Here is a 12825-nt window from a genome sequence, read left to right as displayed (position 1 = left end):
TGTCATGTACAGACCTTGCCGGGAGTCTGATTCCGACCACGTATCCATGCGCGTAGACCTGCCCTCCGGGAACGGCCTGCGCCCCGTCGGAGGAATCAGACCGATGTCGCATCGAAGACGCCGCACATCGTCCATCACGAGAATGGTGACGGCCCTGGCCGTGGCAGCGGCCGGCACGCTGCTCACCGTCGGGCCGTCCGTGGCCGGCGAGGCAGGGGCAGCTGCGGCCGCCCCCGGGCCCGAGGCCGCGGTGACCGGACATCTGCACGAGCGCGGGCAGTGGCGGGCCGGCGTGGCAGCCGCGGGCGACCGGCCGGTGGTCGAGGTGACACGCGAGGCCGGGGCCTGGGCCCATGGCACCGCCGTCCTGGCCACGGAGCCCGGGTCCGACCGGATGCCGGAGGGCTGGCTGTTCATCGCCCACCGGGACAAGGGCTCCTGGCAGGTGGCGTTCGACGGCGAGCCGCGGTTCGCCGAACTCTCGGCCCGCTCCACCCTCACCAGGGCCGCCGAGAAGCCGCTCTTCGCCGAGCAGGACGGCAAGCAGCCCACCGCGCGCACCACCGGCATCACCCCGCTCGCCGGAAGCGACTTCCGTACGGGCATGGCGCTGCCCTGGGCCAATGGCCAGACATGGACCATGACGTCGGGGCCGCACGGCTGGGGCGGCTCGGAGGCCCCCTGGAGCTCGGCGGACTTCGCGGGCGGTGACCAGGCGGTGCGCGCCACGCGCGGCGGCACCGCGTACACGATGTGCACGGGCTGGGTCCGGGTCATCCACGACCGCGGCTACTCCACGGACTACTACCACCTGTGGAGCAGCATAAGCGCCAACGGAACAGCCGTGGGAGCCGGCGCCCACCTCGGCTACACGGGTACGGACGTCACGTGCGGCGGTGCCGCGTACGGGCGGCACGTCCACTTCGGGCTGCGGCAGAACAGTGCCTACGTCGGCCTCGCCGGCCATGGACTCGGCAAGTGGGTCATGGAGAACGGCGGCGCCGCCTACCAGGGCTCCGCGCTGCACGGCAGCGCCCGCGTCGGAGCCGGGGGCAACCTCTACAACTACGGCGCCCTCGGCCTGAACCAGGGCGTCATCGACGCCAACGGCGGCGGCTCGGTCAACAAGCGCACGGGTCCCGGCACCGGCTACGGCATCAGCGGGTCCGTGGCGGACGGCGCCACGGTCACGGTGTCCTGCTCCAGCAACGGCACCTCGCACACCGGCCGCTACGGCACCACGAGCCTCTGGAACAGGCTCTCGGACGGTACGTGGGTGAGCGACGCGTACATGTGGACGGGCGTCAACGGAGCGATCAACGGCTACTGCTGAGCCCACCGGCAGCCGGGGCGGGCCCAGGTTCCGGACACTTCACCCCGGACCCGCCTTGGCCGAAATCGAACGGCATGATTCCCTGGCCGTATGAGCAACCCCTCGCGCCCCGGCCCCGCCACCACCGCGGTGACCATCTGGTCCCTGGAGCAGACCTCGCCCGCCGACCTGCGGCCCTCGGCCGCCCCCGGGGACGCGATACGGGTCGTGCGCTCGGAGAGGCCGCTGCCGGAGTTCAGCCGCTTCCTCTATACGGCGGTCGGCGGCGACATCCAGTGGACCGACCGGCTGGGCCTGTCGTACGCGCAGTGGCAGGAGACCCTGGACCGGCCAGGCGCCGAGACCTGGGTGGCGTACGAGAACGGCACCCCGGCCGGTTACGTGGAGCTCGACCCGCAGGACGACGGCGCCGTGGAGATCATGTACTTCGGCCTGATTCCCGCCTTCCGGGGACGGCGCATCGGCGGACACCTCCTCTCGGTGGGTGTGGCGCGCGCCTGGGACCTCGCCGAGCGGTGGCCGGAACGGACGCCGACGAAGCGGGTCTGGCTCCACACGTGCTCCAAGGACGGTCCGCACGCGATGGACAACTACCTGCGCCGGGGTTTCCGGCTCTTCGACACCCGGATCGAGCAGGAGACCGAGGTGGAGACACCCGGCCCCTGGCCCGGTGCACGCACGGACTGAGTCGACTTGTCGACCCTCCGGGAGTGACGGACGACACAGCGTCTCACTCTTCGAGACCATGTCGTCCACATCGTGGATCGTGGTGGACTGCTCGGAACTGCGCGTGACACGCTTCCGTCATGTCTGGAACTGGAATTGCCTTGGTGAGTCGGCGGCACGTCGACCTCGGCCGCATGTCCAGCGCCATCTGTCCGGCGAGCTGAGACACCCAGCACCGCCGAGATCCCTTTACCTCTGCTGACCCAGCGCACCGCCGCGCCCACGCGCGAGTGTGCAGTTCAGAGCCGCCCTCCCGCAGTCCCGAAGGACGTATTGTCATGGCCGCCACCCCGGAACAGCCTGCGACCACCGCGCCCCGCCGCAAGGCCGGACGCCACCGTGGCGAGGGCCAATGGGCGATGGGGCACTTCACCCCGCTCAACGGGAACGAGCAGTTCAAGAAGGACGACGACAGTCTCAACGTGCGGACACGCATTGAGACGATCTACTCCAAGCGCGGCTTCGACTCGATCGACCCCAACGACCTTCGTGGACGCATGCGCTGGTGGGGCCTGTACACCCAGCGCAAGCCCGGCATCGACGGCGGCAAGACCGCGATCCTGGAGCCGGAGGAGCTGGACGACCGTTTCTTCATGCTCCGCGTCCGCATCGACGGCGGCCGGCTGACCACCGCCCAGCTGCGGGTCATCGGTGAGATCTCGCAGGAGTACGCACGGGGCACCGCCGACATCACCGACCGGCAGAACGTCCAGCTGCACTGGATCCGCATCGAGGACGTTCCGGCGATCTGGGAGAAGCTGGAGGCCGTCGGGCTCTCCACCACCGAGGCGTGCGGCGACTGCCCCCGCGTGATCATCGGCTCCCCGGTGGCGGGGATCGCCGCTGACGAGATCATCGACGGCACCCCGGCGGTCGACGAGATCCACGACCGCTACATCGGCAGCCCCGAGTTCTCGAACCTGCCCCGCAAGTTCAAGACCGCCATCTCCGGCTCGCCGGTGCAGGACGTGGTCCACGAGATCAACGACATCGCGTTCGTCGGCGTCGACCACCCCGAGCACGGCCCCGGTTTCGACGTCTGGGTCGGCGGCGGGCTCTCCACCAACCCGAGGCTCGCGGAGCGGCTCGGCACCTGGGTGCCGCTCGACGAGGTCCCGGACGTCTGGGCCGGAGTCGTCGGTATCTTCCGCGACTACGGTTACCGCCGGCTGCGGACCCGCGCCCGCCTCAAGTTCCTGATGGCCGACTGGGGTCCCGCCAAGTTCCGCCAGGTGCTGGAGGACGAGTACCTCAAGCGCCCGCTGCTGGACGGCCCGGCCCCCGCGCAGCCCACCTCCCGCTGGCGCGACCACATCGGTGTCCACGAGCAGCGGGACGGCCGGTTCTACGTCGGCTTCGCCCCGCGCGTCGGACGCGTGGACGGCTCCACCCTGGCGAAGATCGCCGACCTCGCGGCCGCGCACGGCTCCGACCGGCTGCGCACCACCGTCGAGCAGAAGATGATCATCCTCGATGTGGAGCGGGACCAGATCGACTCACTGGTCTCCGGTCTGGAGGCGCTGGACTTCCAGGTGAAGCCGTCGCCGTTCCGGCGCGGCACGATGGCCTGCACCGGCATCGAGTTCTGCAAGCTGGCGATCGTCGAGACGAAGGCGCGCGGCGCCTCGCTCATCGACGAACTGGAGCGCCGCATGCCGGAGTTCGAGGAGCCGCTGACGATCAACATCAACGGCTGCCCGAACGCGTGCGCCCGTATCCAGACGGCCGACATCGGCCTCAAGGGCCAGCTCATGCTCGACGGTGAGGGCAACCAGGTCGAGGGCTACCAGGTACACCTCGGCGGCGCCCTGGGCCTGGAGGCCGGCTTCGGCCGCAAGGTCCGTGGTCTCAAGGTCACTTCGGCCGAACTGCCCGACTACGTCGAGCGCGTGCTCGGCCGCTTCCAGGAGGAGCGCGAGGACGACGAGCGCTTCGCGACCTGGGCCGCCCGGGCCAGTGCGGAGTCGCTGTCATGAGCGAGCGAGCCGCGCCGTTCTACTGCCCGTACTGCGGCGACGAGGACCTGCGTCCGCACGAGACCGGGCACGGCGCCTGGGAATGTGCCTCCTGCAACCGCGCGTTCCAGCTGAAGTTCCTGGGGCTGCTGTCCCAGGGCCTGAAGCGCAACGACGTTGAAGGGGACGGGATATGACGGACACTCTGCATGCCGCCGAGCTCACCGACGAGGCCCTGCGGGAACTCGCCGAACGCGCGGGCCGCGAGCTGGAGAACGCCTCCGCGCCCGACATCCTGAAATGGGCGACCGACACGTTCGGCACCCGCTTCTGCGTCACCTCCTCCATGGAGGACGCGGTGGTCGCGCATCTCGCCTCGCGTGTCGCGCCCGGTGTGGACGTGGTGTTCCTCGACACCGGCTACCACTTCGAGGAGACCATCGGGACCCGGGACGCGGTGGACGCCGTGATGGACGTGAACGTCATCACCCTCACCCCCCGGCAGACGGTGGCCGAGCAGGACGCCGTGTACGGGCCGAAGCTGCACGACCGCGACCCCGACCTCTGCTGCGCACTGCGGAAGGTCAAGCCCCTCGAGGACGGCCTGACGTCGTACACCGCATGGGCCACCGGCCTGCGGCGGGACGAGTCCCCGACCCGGGCGAACACCCCGGTGGTCGGCTGGGACGAGAAGCGCCGCAAGGTCAAGATCTCGCCCATCGCCTCGTGGACGCAGGACGACGTGGACGCCTACGTCGCCGAACACGGCGTACTGACCAACCCGCTGCTCATGGACGGGTACGCCTCCGTGGGCTGCGCGCCCTGCACCCGGCGGGTGCTGGAGGGCGAGGACGCACGGGCCGGCCGGTGGGCCGGGCGGGGCAAGACCGAGTGCGGACTGCACGGCTGATGACAACGGATCAGGAGACTTCGATGAGCGTGACGGAGACAGGGGCCACCGTCTGGCTGACCGGTCTGCCGAGCGCGGGCAAGACGACCATCGCGTACGAGCTGGCGGGCCGGCTGCGCGGTGACGGGCACAAGGTGGAGGTGCTCGACGGTGACGAGATCCGGGAGTTCCTCTCCGCCGGGCTCGGCTTCTCCCGCGAGGACCGCCACACCAACGTCCAGCGGATCGGCTTCGTCGCCGAACTGCTGGCGGCGAACGGCGTGAAGGTGCTGGTCCCGGTCATCGCGCCGTACGCGGACAGCCGCGACGCCGTCCGCAAGCGCCACCGGACCGAGGGCACCGCGTACCTGGAGGTGCACGTCGCCACCCCCGTCGAGGTGTGCTCCGAGCGTGATGTGAAGGGCCTTTACGCCAAGCAGGCAGCGGGCGAGATCAGTGGCCTGACCGGGGTCGACGACCCCTACGAGGCACCCGAGTCGCCCGATCTGCGGATCGAGTCGCACCAGCAGACCGTGCAGGAGTCCGCAAGCGCGCTTCGTGCGCTGCTCACCGAGAGGGGCCTGGCGTGACGACCGTCGCCACTGTGCCGGAAGGCACCGTCCATCCTTACGCGCTCAGCCACCTGGACTCCCTCGAGTCCGAGGCGGTGCACATCTTCCGCGAGGTCGCGGGTGAGTTCGAGCGGCCGGTGATCCTGTTCTCCGGCGGCAAGGACTCGATCCTGATGCTGCACCTGGCGCTCAAGGCGTTCGCGCCCGCGCCGGTGCCGTTCACGCTGCTGCACGTGGACACCGGGCACAACTTCCCCGAGGTCCTGGAGTACCGGGACCGCACCGTCGAGAAGCACGGGCTGCGGCTCCACGTCGCCTCCGTGCAGGAGTACATCGACGCCGGGAAGCTCCGCGAGCGCCCGGACGGCACCCGCAACCCCCTCCAGACCGTCCCGCTGACCGAGGCCATCCAGCAGCTGCGCTTCGACGCCGTGTTCGGCGGAGGACGCCGTGACGAGGAGAAGGCACGCGCCAAGGAGCGGGTCTTCTCCCTGCGCGACGAGTTCTCCCAGTGGGACCCGCGCCGCCAGCGCCCCGAGCTGTGGCAGCTCTACAACGGCCGCCACGCCCCCGGCGAGCACGTGCGGGTCTTCCCGATCTCCAACTGGACCGAGCTCGACGTCTGGCAGTACATCGAGCGCGAGGGCATCGAGCTCCCGGAGATCTACTTCGCCCACGAGCGCGAGGTCTTCAACCGCTCCGGCATGTGGCTCACCGCGGGCGAGTGGGGCGGTCCCAAGGACCACGAGACGGTCGAGACCCGGCTGGTGCGCTACCGCACCGTCGGCGACATGTCCTGCACCGGCGCCGTCGACTCCGACGCCACCACGCTGGACGCCGTGATCACCGAGATCGCCGCCTCCCGGCTCACCGAGCGGGGCGCGACGCGGGCCGACGACAAGATGTCCGAGGCCGCGATGGAAGACCGCAAGCGCGAGGGGTACTTCTAACATGACCACACCCACCCAGCAGGCCGGCCAGGTGTCGACCACCACGCTGCTTCGGTTCGCCACCGCGGGCTCGGTCGACGACGGCAAGTCCACCCTGGTGGGACGGCTTCTGCACGACTCGAAGTCGATCCTCACCGACCAGTTGGAGGCCGTCGAGCACGCGTCCCGCAACCGGGGTCAGGAGGCGCCCGACCTGGCGCTGCTGACCGACGGCCTGCGGGCCGAGCGCGAGCAGGGCATCACCATCGACGTCGCCTACCGCTACTTCGCCACACCGGCCCGCCGGTTCATCCTCGCGGACACCCCCGGTCATGTGCAGTACACCCGCAACATGGTCACCGGCGCCTCGACCGCCGAACTGGCGGTGGTCCTGGTCGACGCCCGCAACGGCGTCGTCGAGCAGACCCGCCGGCACGCCGCCGTCGCCGCGCTCCTGCGCGTCCCGCACGTGGTCCTGGCCGTCAACAAGATGGACCTCGTCGAGTACGCGGAGCCCGTGTTCGCCGCCATCGCCAAGGAGTTCACCGCGTACGCGGCGTCCCTCGGCGTCCCGGAGATCACCGCGATCCCGATCTCCGCACTCGCCGGTGACAACGTCGTGGAACCCTCGGCGAACATGGACTGGTACGGCGGCCCGACCGTGCTGGAGCACCTGGAGACGGTGCCGGTCAGTCATGACCTCACCGCCTGCCACGCCCGGTTCCCCGTCCAGTACGTCATCCGCCCGCAGACCGCCGAGCACCCCGACTACCGCGGATACGCGGGACAGATCGCCGCGGGAGCCTTCCGCGTCGGCGAGTCCGTCACCGTGCTGCCCTCGGGTCGCACCTCGACGATCGCGGGGATCGACGCGCTCGGCGAGAGCGTCGACGTCGCCTGGGCGCCGCAGTCCGTCACCATCCGGCTGGCCGACGACGTCGACGTCTCGCGCGGTGACCTGCTCGCCCCCACCGGGGACGCGCCCGCGGTCACCCAGGACGTCGAGGCGACCGTCTGCCACGTGGCCGACCAGCCGCTCTCGGTGGGCCAGCGGGTGCTGCTCAAGCACACCACCCGGACGGTGAAGGCGATCGTCAAGGACATCCCGTCACGCCTGACCCTGGACGACCTCTCCCAGCACCCCGCTCCGGGGCAGCTGGTCGCCAACGACATCGGCCGGGTCGTCGTACGCACCGCCGAACCGCTCGCGCTCGACGCGTACGCGGACTCGCGGCGCACCGGCTCGTTCCTGCTGATCGACCCCGCGGACGGCACCACGCTCTCCGCCGGCATGGCGGGCGCCTCGTTCGCCGAGGTGGCCGGCGCCGCGCAGGACGAGGCCCCGGCTGGCGACGACGCCGAATGGGACTTCTGATGACCACCGATGTCTTCTCGACCTTCGCGAAGGAGGGCGGCCGGGTCGGCAGCGGCGCCCTCGGCAGCGGCCAGGGCGGCGTCGGGCGATGTGCGTGATGACGTACGCGCACTGCCTGCGCGCCCGCTCGCACCAACCGCACCGCCTGTTCAGACGAAGATCTGCCGACCGCCCGGCCGCGTCCCCGGACTTCCGGGGGACGTGAGCACCGGGCCGACGAGAGGAAAGCCTCCCGTGTCTGCCCCACGTTCCACCGTTCGCCGCAGCCTTGCCGCTGCCACCGCCCTGCCGCTGCTCGCCGTGGTGCTCTCGGCCTGCGGTTACGGCTCCGAGGCCAAGGACGACGACGCCAAGAAGGCGAACGTCGCCGCCGGCGGCAAGAAGCTCTCCGCGGACAGCGTGAAGATCGGCTACTTCCCGAATCTCACGCACGCCACCGCCCTGGTCGGTATCCAGGAGGGTCTGATCGCCAAGGAGCTGGGCGGCACCGAGGTCAAGTCCTCGACGTTCAACGCCGGCCCCTCCGAGATCGAGGCGCTCAACGCGGGTTCGATCGACATCGGGTTCATCGGCCCCTCCCCCGCCATCAACGGCTTCTCCAAGTCCGAGGGCAAGAGCCTGCGGATCGTGGGCGGTTCGGCCTCCGGCGGCGTGAAGCTGGTCGTCGACCCGAAGAAGATCAAGACCCTGGACGACCTCAAGGGCAAGAAGATCGCCACTCCCCAGCTCGGCAACACCCAGGACGTGGCATTCCTGAACTGGATCTCCGAGAAGGGCTGGAAGGTCGACGCGCAGAGCGGCAAGGGCGACGTCTCCGTGGTCCGTTCGGACAACAAGGTGACTCCGGACGCCTTCAAGGCGGGCTCGCTCGACGGCGCCTGGGTGCCGGAGCCGACCGCGTCCAAGCTGGTCGCCGAGGGCGGGAAGGTGCTCCTCGACGAGTCGTCGCTGTGGCCCGACAACAAGTTCGTGATCACGAACATCATCGTGTCGCAGAAGTTCCTCTCGGAGCACCCGGACGTGGTCCAGGCGGTGCTGCGGGGTTCGGTGAACACCAACGCCTGGATCAACGCCAACCCGGACAAGGCGAAGGCGTCGGCCAACGCCGCGCTCAAGGAGCTCAGCGGTAAGCCGCTGGCCCCGGAGGTCATCGACCCGGCGTGGAAGTCCATCCAGTTCACGGACGACCCGCTGGCCGCCACGCTCGACGCCCAGGCGGACCACGCCGTGAAGGCCGGTCTCCTGGAGGAGACGAACCTGACGGGCATCTACGACCTCAAGCCGCTCAACAAGATCCTGAAGGCCGCGGGCAAGCCCGAGGTCAGCGACGCCGGTCTCGGCGTCAAGTAGCCCGACCGCCCATCCGTACCAGGATTCCCAGGAGGTGACGACCATGGCGACCACCACCCTCACCAAGGCCGAGGACCGTGCGACGGTCGAGCACGCCGCTCGTCTTTCGCACGTCTCGAAGTCCTTCGCAGGACCCACGGGTCAGCAGCTCGTCCTGGACGACATCACACTCGATGTCGCTCCCGGCGAGTTCGTCACCCTCCTGGGAGCCTCCGGGTGCGGGAAGTCGACCCTGCTCAACCTGGTGGCCGGACTCGACCGCCCGACCGCGGGGTCCATCGAGACCCCCGGCGGGCGGCCGGCCCTGATGTTCCAGGAGCACGCCCTCTTCCCGTGGCTGACCGCGGGCAAGAACATCGAACTCGCCCTGCGGCTGCGCGGGGTGCCGAAGCAGGACCGCCGTCCGGAGGCCGAGCGGCTGCTCGAACTCGTCCGGCTGGGCGGGGCGTTCGGCAAGCGGGTGCACGAACTATCGGGAGGCATGCGGCAGCGGGTGGCGATGGCCCGCGCGCTCGCCCAGGACAGCCGGCTCCTGCTGATGGACGAGCCGTTCGCCGCGCTCGACGCCATCACCCGCGATGTGCTGCACGACGAGCTGACCCGGATCTGGCGCGAGACGAACGCCTCGGTCCTCTTCGTCACCCACAACGTGCGGGAGGCGGTGCGCCTCGCGCAGCGGGTGGTCCTGCTGTCGTCCCGGCCGGGCCGGATCGCCCGGGAGTGGTCGGTCGACATCGAGCATCCGCGCCGTATCGAGGACACCGCCGTGGCGGAGCTGTCCGTCGAGATCACCGAACAACTGCGTGGGGAGATCCGCCGACATGGCCAGCACTGACATCAAGACCGACGATCTGGCCGGTCTCGAAGCCGGTCTCGACGCGCTGGACGCCGTGCAGGTGCGGCGGACCCCGGTGCGCGAGGTCCTGGTCACCAAGGTCCTGCCGCCGCTGCTCGCGGTGGTGCTGGTGGTGGCGGCCTGGCAGCTGCTGGTCACCGCGCAGGTCACCGAGGACTACAAGCTGCCGCCGCCGTCCGCCGTCTGGGACAGCGCGGTCGACATGTGGTTCCAGGGGACCCTGCTGGAGGTCATCTGGACCAGCGTCTCGCGTGGTCTGCTCGGATTCATGCTGGCCGTCGCCCTGGGCACGCCGCTGGGTCTGCTGGTCGCCCGGGTGAAGTTCGTCCGGTCCGCCATCGGCCCGATCCTGTCCGGTCTGCAGTCCCTGCCCTCCGTGGCCTGGGTGGCACCGGCCGTGATCTGGCTCGGGCTCAACGACAAGATGATGTACGCGGTGATCCTGCTGGGTGCGGTGCCCTCGATCGCCAACGGGCTGGTGTCCGGCGTCGACCAGGTGCCTCCGCTGGTCATCCGGGCGGGCCGCACCCTCGGTGCGACCGGGCTGCGCGGCACCTGGCACATCGTGCTGCCGGCCGCTCTGCCCGGCTATCTGGCGGGCCTCAAGCAGGGCTGGGCCTTCTCCTGGCGCTCACTGATGGCGGCCGAGATCATCGCCTCGTCGCCCGATCTCGGGCTCGGGCTCGGGCAGTTGCTGGAGAACGGCCGCAACAACTTCGACATGCCGGGGATCTTCCTCTCGATCCTCCTCATCCTGTTCGTCGGCATCGCGATCGACCTGCTCATCTTCAGTCCACTGGAGCGGTGGGTCCTGCGCAGCCGCGGCCTCCTCGTGAAGAGCTGAGTCCGTCATGCCGTCCCCTGTCCTCCTCGTCATCGCCCACGGCAGCCGCGATCCGCGGCACGCGGCGACCGTGCACGCGCTCACCGAGCGGGTACGGGCGCTGCGGCCGGGGCTGCGTGTGGAGACGGGGTTCCTGGAGTTCAACGCTCCCTCCGTGCCCCGGCTGCTGGAACGCCTGGCCGCGGAGGGTGCGCAGGACGTCGTCACGCTGCCCCTGCTCCTCACCCGGGCCTTCCACGCCAAGACGGACATCCCTTCGGTGCTGCGCGAGGCCCGCACCCGCCTGCCGAGGCTGCGTGTCCGGCAGGCCGAGGTCCTGGGCCCGTCGCCGCACCTGAACGCGGCGCTGGAACAGCGGTTGTACGAGGCCGGGGTCTCTCCCGGCGACAAGAGCTCGACCGGGCTCGTCCTGGCCTCGGCGGGCTCCACAGACCCGGAGGCGATCGCAGTGATCGCTGAAATCGCGCGGGAGCTGCGGCACACCGGTTGGTGCGCCGTGCGGCCTGCGTTCGCCTCCGCTGTTCTTCCTGGGGGCTTTCCCCGTCCCGAGGACGCGATACGGTCCCTTCGCGCCGAAGGCGTGCGGCGGGTGGCGGTGGCCCCGTACGTCATCGCCCCCGGACGCCTCCCGGACCGTATCCTCGCGGGTGCCGCCGGGGCGGACGTGGTGGCCGATGTCCTCGGCGCCGCGCCCGAGCTGGCGCGGCTGCTGGTGCGGCGGTACGACGAGGCGCGCGTCGCGGAACGGTTCGCGGCGGCGGGCTGAACCCCCGGGCCGGCCGTCAGTCGAACGACAGGCTGCCGGTGCGGGCGCGCTTCAGCTCGAAGAATCCCGGGTGGCCCGCGAGCACCCGGAAACTGTCGAAGAGCCGGGCCGCCTCCTCGCCCCTGGGGATCGAGTCGAGCACGGGTCCGAACCAGACCGTGCCGTCGACATGGATGGTGGGCGTGCCGACGTAGGCGTCCGCCGCCGGGTCCGTCCCCCGCTCGTGGCTGAGGCGGACCGCTTCGTCGTACTTCTCCGAGTGCGCGGCGGACGCGAGGCCGGCGGGCAGACCGAGTTCGGCCAGCGCCTCCATGGTCACGGCGTCGAAGTCCTCGTTCTTCTGCTGGTGGATACGGGTACCGAGCGCGGTGTAGAGGTCGCGCAGGACGCCGTCGCCGTGAGCGGCCGAGGCGGCGGCCGCGACCCGTGCCGGACCGATCGATCTGTCGACGAGGTCGCGGTACCAGTCGGGGAGTTCGTTGCCGGTGTTGTGGAGGTGGAGGCTCATGACGTGGAAGCGGAGCTCGATGTCGCGCTGCTGCTCGACCTCCAGCATCCACCGGGAGGCGATCCAGGCGAACGGGCAGGCCGCGTCGAAGTAGAAGTCGACGACGGTCCTGCCCGTGGTGATGTTCTGGTGAGGAGTCATACGGATCAGGCTAGGCAGCCATTGGCACACTCATGTGGGCCAATCACGGGCCCGTCGGCCGGGCCACTTGCCGGTGGGGTTCGCGAGGTACCACGTCCCCGCGCCCGCGTCCCCGCGCCCGCTCCCTCAGATCTCGGCGAACGGATCGTCGACGTACGGCGTGGCCTGGTGGAAGTAGAGGAGCCAGCCGTTCTCGGTGCGCCGCCACAGGGAACTGCGGTGGGAGTGCAGTCCCTTGGACTCGGTGTCGAAGGTGAGGTGCACGAAGTCGGTGCTGAGCTGGACGCCCTGCATCCGCGACGCCGTCAGCGGGCCGGGGCTCGGGGCGTCGGCTGCGGTGAGTGCGGCGATGATCGAGTCCCGGTTCCAGAGCCGGCCGCTGGTGCCGATCTCGCGGAACTCGGAGTGGAGCAGCGAGACGAGGAGTTCCGCGGAGGCACGGACCACGGGGTCCAGGAGGCGCAGCTCTCCGTCGATGGCCGCGGCCACGGCGGGCGACGGTTCTGTCACGTGTTCATCTCCACTGGTTCCGCAGGGGCGTTCCGGTCAAGGGTCGCCGTGGCGATGCCACCGCGGCCGTG

Annotated in this window: 15 protein-coding genes; 13 read left to right on the top strand and 2 right to left on the bottom strand. The window is 70.2% G+C overall.

Translation table 11 applies throughout. The annotated features are described in order from the left end of the window. Nucleotides 1-103: 103 nt before the first annotated feature. From ACFWSK_RS29280 to ACFWSK_RS29220, 13 genes are all read left to right on the top strand, one after another. A complete protein-coding gene (locus tag ACFWSK_RS29280; RefSeq protein WP_383792488.1) occupies nt 104-1333 on the top strand; it encodes a peptidoglycan DD-metalloendopeptidase family protein in 1230 nt (409 codons plus the stop codon). Between the two features lie 90 nt (nt 1334-1423). Then, on the top strand, nt 1424-2020 hold the full coding sequence (locus tag ACFWSK_RS29275; protein WP_383792485.1) for a GNAT family N-acetyltransferase: 597 nt from the start codon (nt 1424-1426) through the stop codon (nt 2018-2020). A 119-nt stretch (nt 2021-2139) separates the two neighbouring features. Continuing rightward, entirely contained in the window at nt 2140-2223 is an 84-nt protein-coding gene (locus tag ACFWSK_RS29270; protein WP_309486338.1) for a putative leader peptide, read from the top strand. Nucleotides 2224-2337: 114 nt separating this feature from the next. Next, nucleotides 2338-4035: a nitrite/sulfite reductase gene (locus ACFWSK_RS29265; RefSeq protein WP_383792481.1), complete on the top strand. Its 1698-nt coding sequence runs from the start codon at nt 2338-2340 to the stop codon at nt 4033-4035. Next, complete coding sequence (locus ACFWSK_RS29260; protein ID WP_328906565.1) at nt 4032-4211, top strand: hypothetical protein; 180 nt, start codon at nt 4032-4034, stop codon at nt 4209-4211. The genes ACFWSK_RS29265 and ACFWSK_RS29260 overlap by 4 nt, the downstream gene beginning before the upstream one ends. Further along, the gene (locus ACFWSK_RS29255; RefSeq protein WP_383792478.1) at nt 4208-4924 is read left to right on the top strand and encodes a phosphoadenylyl-sulfate reductase; all 717 of its coding nucleotides are present in this window, start codon (nt 4208-4210) and stop codon (nt 4922-4924) included. Before ACFWSK_RS29260 ends, ACFWSK_RS29255 begins: the two co-directional genes overlap by 4 nt. After that, on the top strand, nt 4924-5493 hold the full coding sequence (gene cysC / locus ACFWSK_RS29250; protein WP_328906563.1) for an adenylyl-sulfate kinase: 570 nt from the start codon (nt 4924-4926) through the stop codon (nt 5491-5493). The genes ACFWSK_RS29255 and cysC overlap by 1 nt, the downstream gene beginning before the upstream one ends. Beyond that, nucleotides 5490-6425, top strand: a complete 936-nt coding sequence (gene cysD, locus ACFWSK_RS29245; RefSeq protein WP_383792475.1) for a sulfate adenylyltransferase subunit CysD — start codon at nt 5490-5492, stop codon at nt 6423-6425. Before cysC ends, cysD begins: the two co-directional genes overlap by 4 nt. Nucleotide 6426: 1 nt before the next feature. Continuing rightward, nucleotides 6427-7779, top strand: a complete 1353-nt coding sequence (locus ACFWSK_RS29240; protein ID WP_383792473.1) for a sulfate adenylyltransferase subunit 1 — start codon at nt 6427-6429, stop codon at nt 7777-7779. Between the two features lie 234 nt (nt 7780-8013). Further along, on the top strand, nt 8014-9129 hold the full coding sequence (locus ACFWSK_RS29235; RefSeq protein ID WP_383792471.1) for an aliphatic sulfonate ABC transporter substrate-binding protein: 1116 nt from the start codon (nt 8014-8016) through the stop codon (nt 9127-9129). Between the two features lie 43 nt (nt 9130-9172). After that, the gene (locus ACFWSK_RS29230; protein ID WP_383792468.1) at nt 9173-9964 is read left to right on the top strand and encodes an ABC transporter ATP-binding protein; all 792 of its coding nucleotides are present in this window, start codon (nt 9173-9175) and stop codon (nt 9962-9964) included. After that, entirely contained in the window at nt 9951-10829 is an 879-nt protein-coding gene (locus ACFWSK_RS29225; protein WP_383792466.1) for an ABC transporter permease, read from the top strand. The genes ACFWSK_RS29230 and ACFWSK_RS29225 overlap by 14 nt, the downstream gene beginning before the upstream one ends. 7 nt (nt 10830-10836) lie before the next feature. Beyond that, nucleotides 10837-11595 (top strand): sirohydrochlorin chelatase, encoded by a 759-nt coding sequence (locus ACFWSK_RS29220; protein ID WP_383792463.1) that lies wholly within the window; start codon nt 10837-10839, stop codon nt 11593-11595. A gap of 16 nt (nt 11596-11611) precedes the next feature. Here the strand turns inward: ACFWSK_RS29220 and ACFWSK_RS29215 are convergent, their stop codons facing one another. Both ACFWSK_RS29215 and ACFWSK_RS29210 read right to left on the bottom strand, forming a co-directional pair. Next, complete coding sequence (locus ACFWSK_RS29215; protein WP_383792460.1) at nt 11612-12244, bottom strand: DsbA family protein; 633 nt, start codon at nt 12242-12244, stop codon at nt 11612-11614. Between the two features lie 126 nt (nt 12245-12370). Beyond that, on the bottom strand, nt 12371-12754 hold the full coding sequence (locus tag ACFWSK_RS29210; protein WP_383792457.1) for a DUF4440 domain-containing protein: 384 nt from the start codon (nt 12752-12754) through the stop codon (nt 12371-12373). Nucleotides 12755-12825 lie beyond the last annotated feature (71 nt).

Origin of the sequence: Streptomyces sp. NPDC058620 (assembly GCF_042717135.1) — a bacterium.
Taxonomy (GTDB): Bacteria; Actinomycetota; Actinomycetes; order Streptomycetales; family Streptomycetaceae; genus Streptomyces.
This window is presented reverse-complemented; position numbering and strand designations above follow the sequence as displayed.

Coding starts and splice junctions, on each gene's coding strand:
- ACFWSK_RS29225 (WP_383792466.1), top strand. CDS start 9,951: ATGGCCAGCACTGACATCAAGACCGACGATCTGGCCGGTCTCGAAGCC.
- ACFWSK_RS29260 (WP_328906565.1), top strand. CDS start 4,032: ATGAGCGAGCGAGCCGCGCCGTTCTACTGCCCGTACTGCGGCGACGAG.
- ACFWSK_RS29240 (WP_383792473.1), top strand. CDS start 6,427: ATGACCACACCCACCCAGCAGGCCGGCCAGGTGTCGACCACCACGCTG.
- ACFWSK_RS29265 (WP_383792481.1), top strand. CDS start 2,338: ATGGCCGCCACCCCGGAACAGCCTGCGACCACCGCGCCCCGCCGCAAG.
- ACFWSK_RS29270 (WP_309486338.1), top strand. CDS start 2,140: ATGTCTGGAACTGGAATTGCCTTGGTGAGTCGGCGGCACGTCGACCTC.
- ACFWSK_RS29255 (WP_383792478.1), top strand. CDS start 4,208: ATGACGGACACTCTGCATGCCGCCGAGCTCACCGACGAGGCCCTGCGG.
- ACFWSK_RS29215 (WP_383792460.1), bottom strand. CDS start 12,244: ATGACTCCTCACCAGAACATCACCACGGGCAGGACCGTCGTCGACTTC.
- ACFWSK_RS29280 (WP_383792488.1), top strand. CDS start 104: ATGTCGCATCGAAGACGCCGCACATCGTCCATCACGAGAATGGTGACG.
- cysC (WP_328906563.1), top strand. CDS start 4,924: ATGACAACGGATCAGGAGACTTCGATGAGCGTGACGGAGACAGGGGCC.
- ACFWSK_RS29230 (WP_383792468.1), top strand. CDS start 9,173: ATGGCGACCACCACCCTCACCAAGGCCGAGGACCGTGCGACGGTCGAG.
- ACFWSK_RS29220 (WP_383792463.1), top strand. CDS start 10,837: ATGCCGTCCCCTGTCCTCCTCGTCATCGCCCACGGCAGCCGCGATCCG.
- ACFWSK_RS29275 (WP_383792485.1), top strand. CDS start 1,424: ATGAGCAACCCCTCGCGCCCCGGCCCCGCCACCACCGCGGTGACCATC.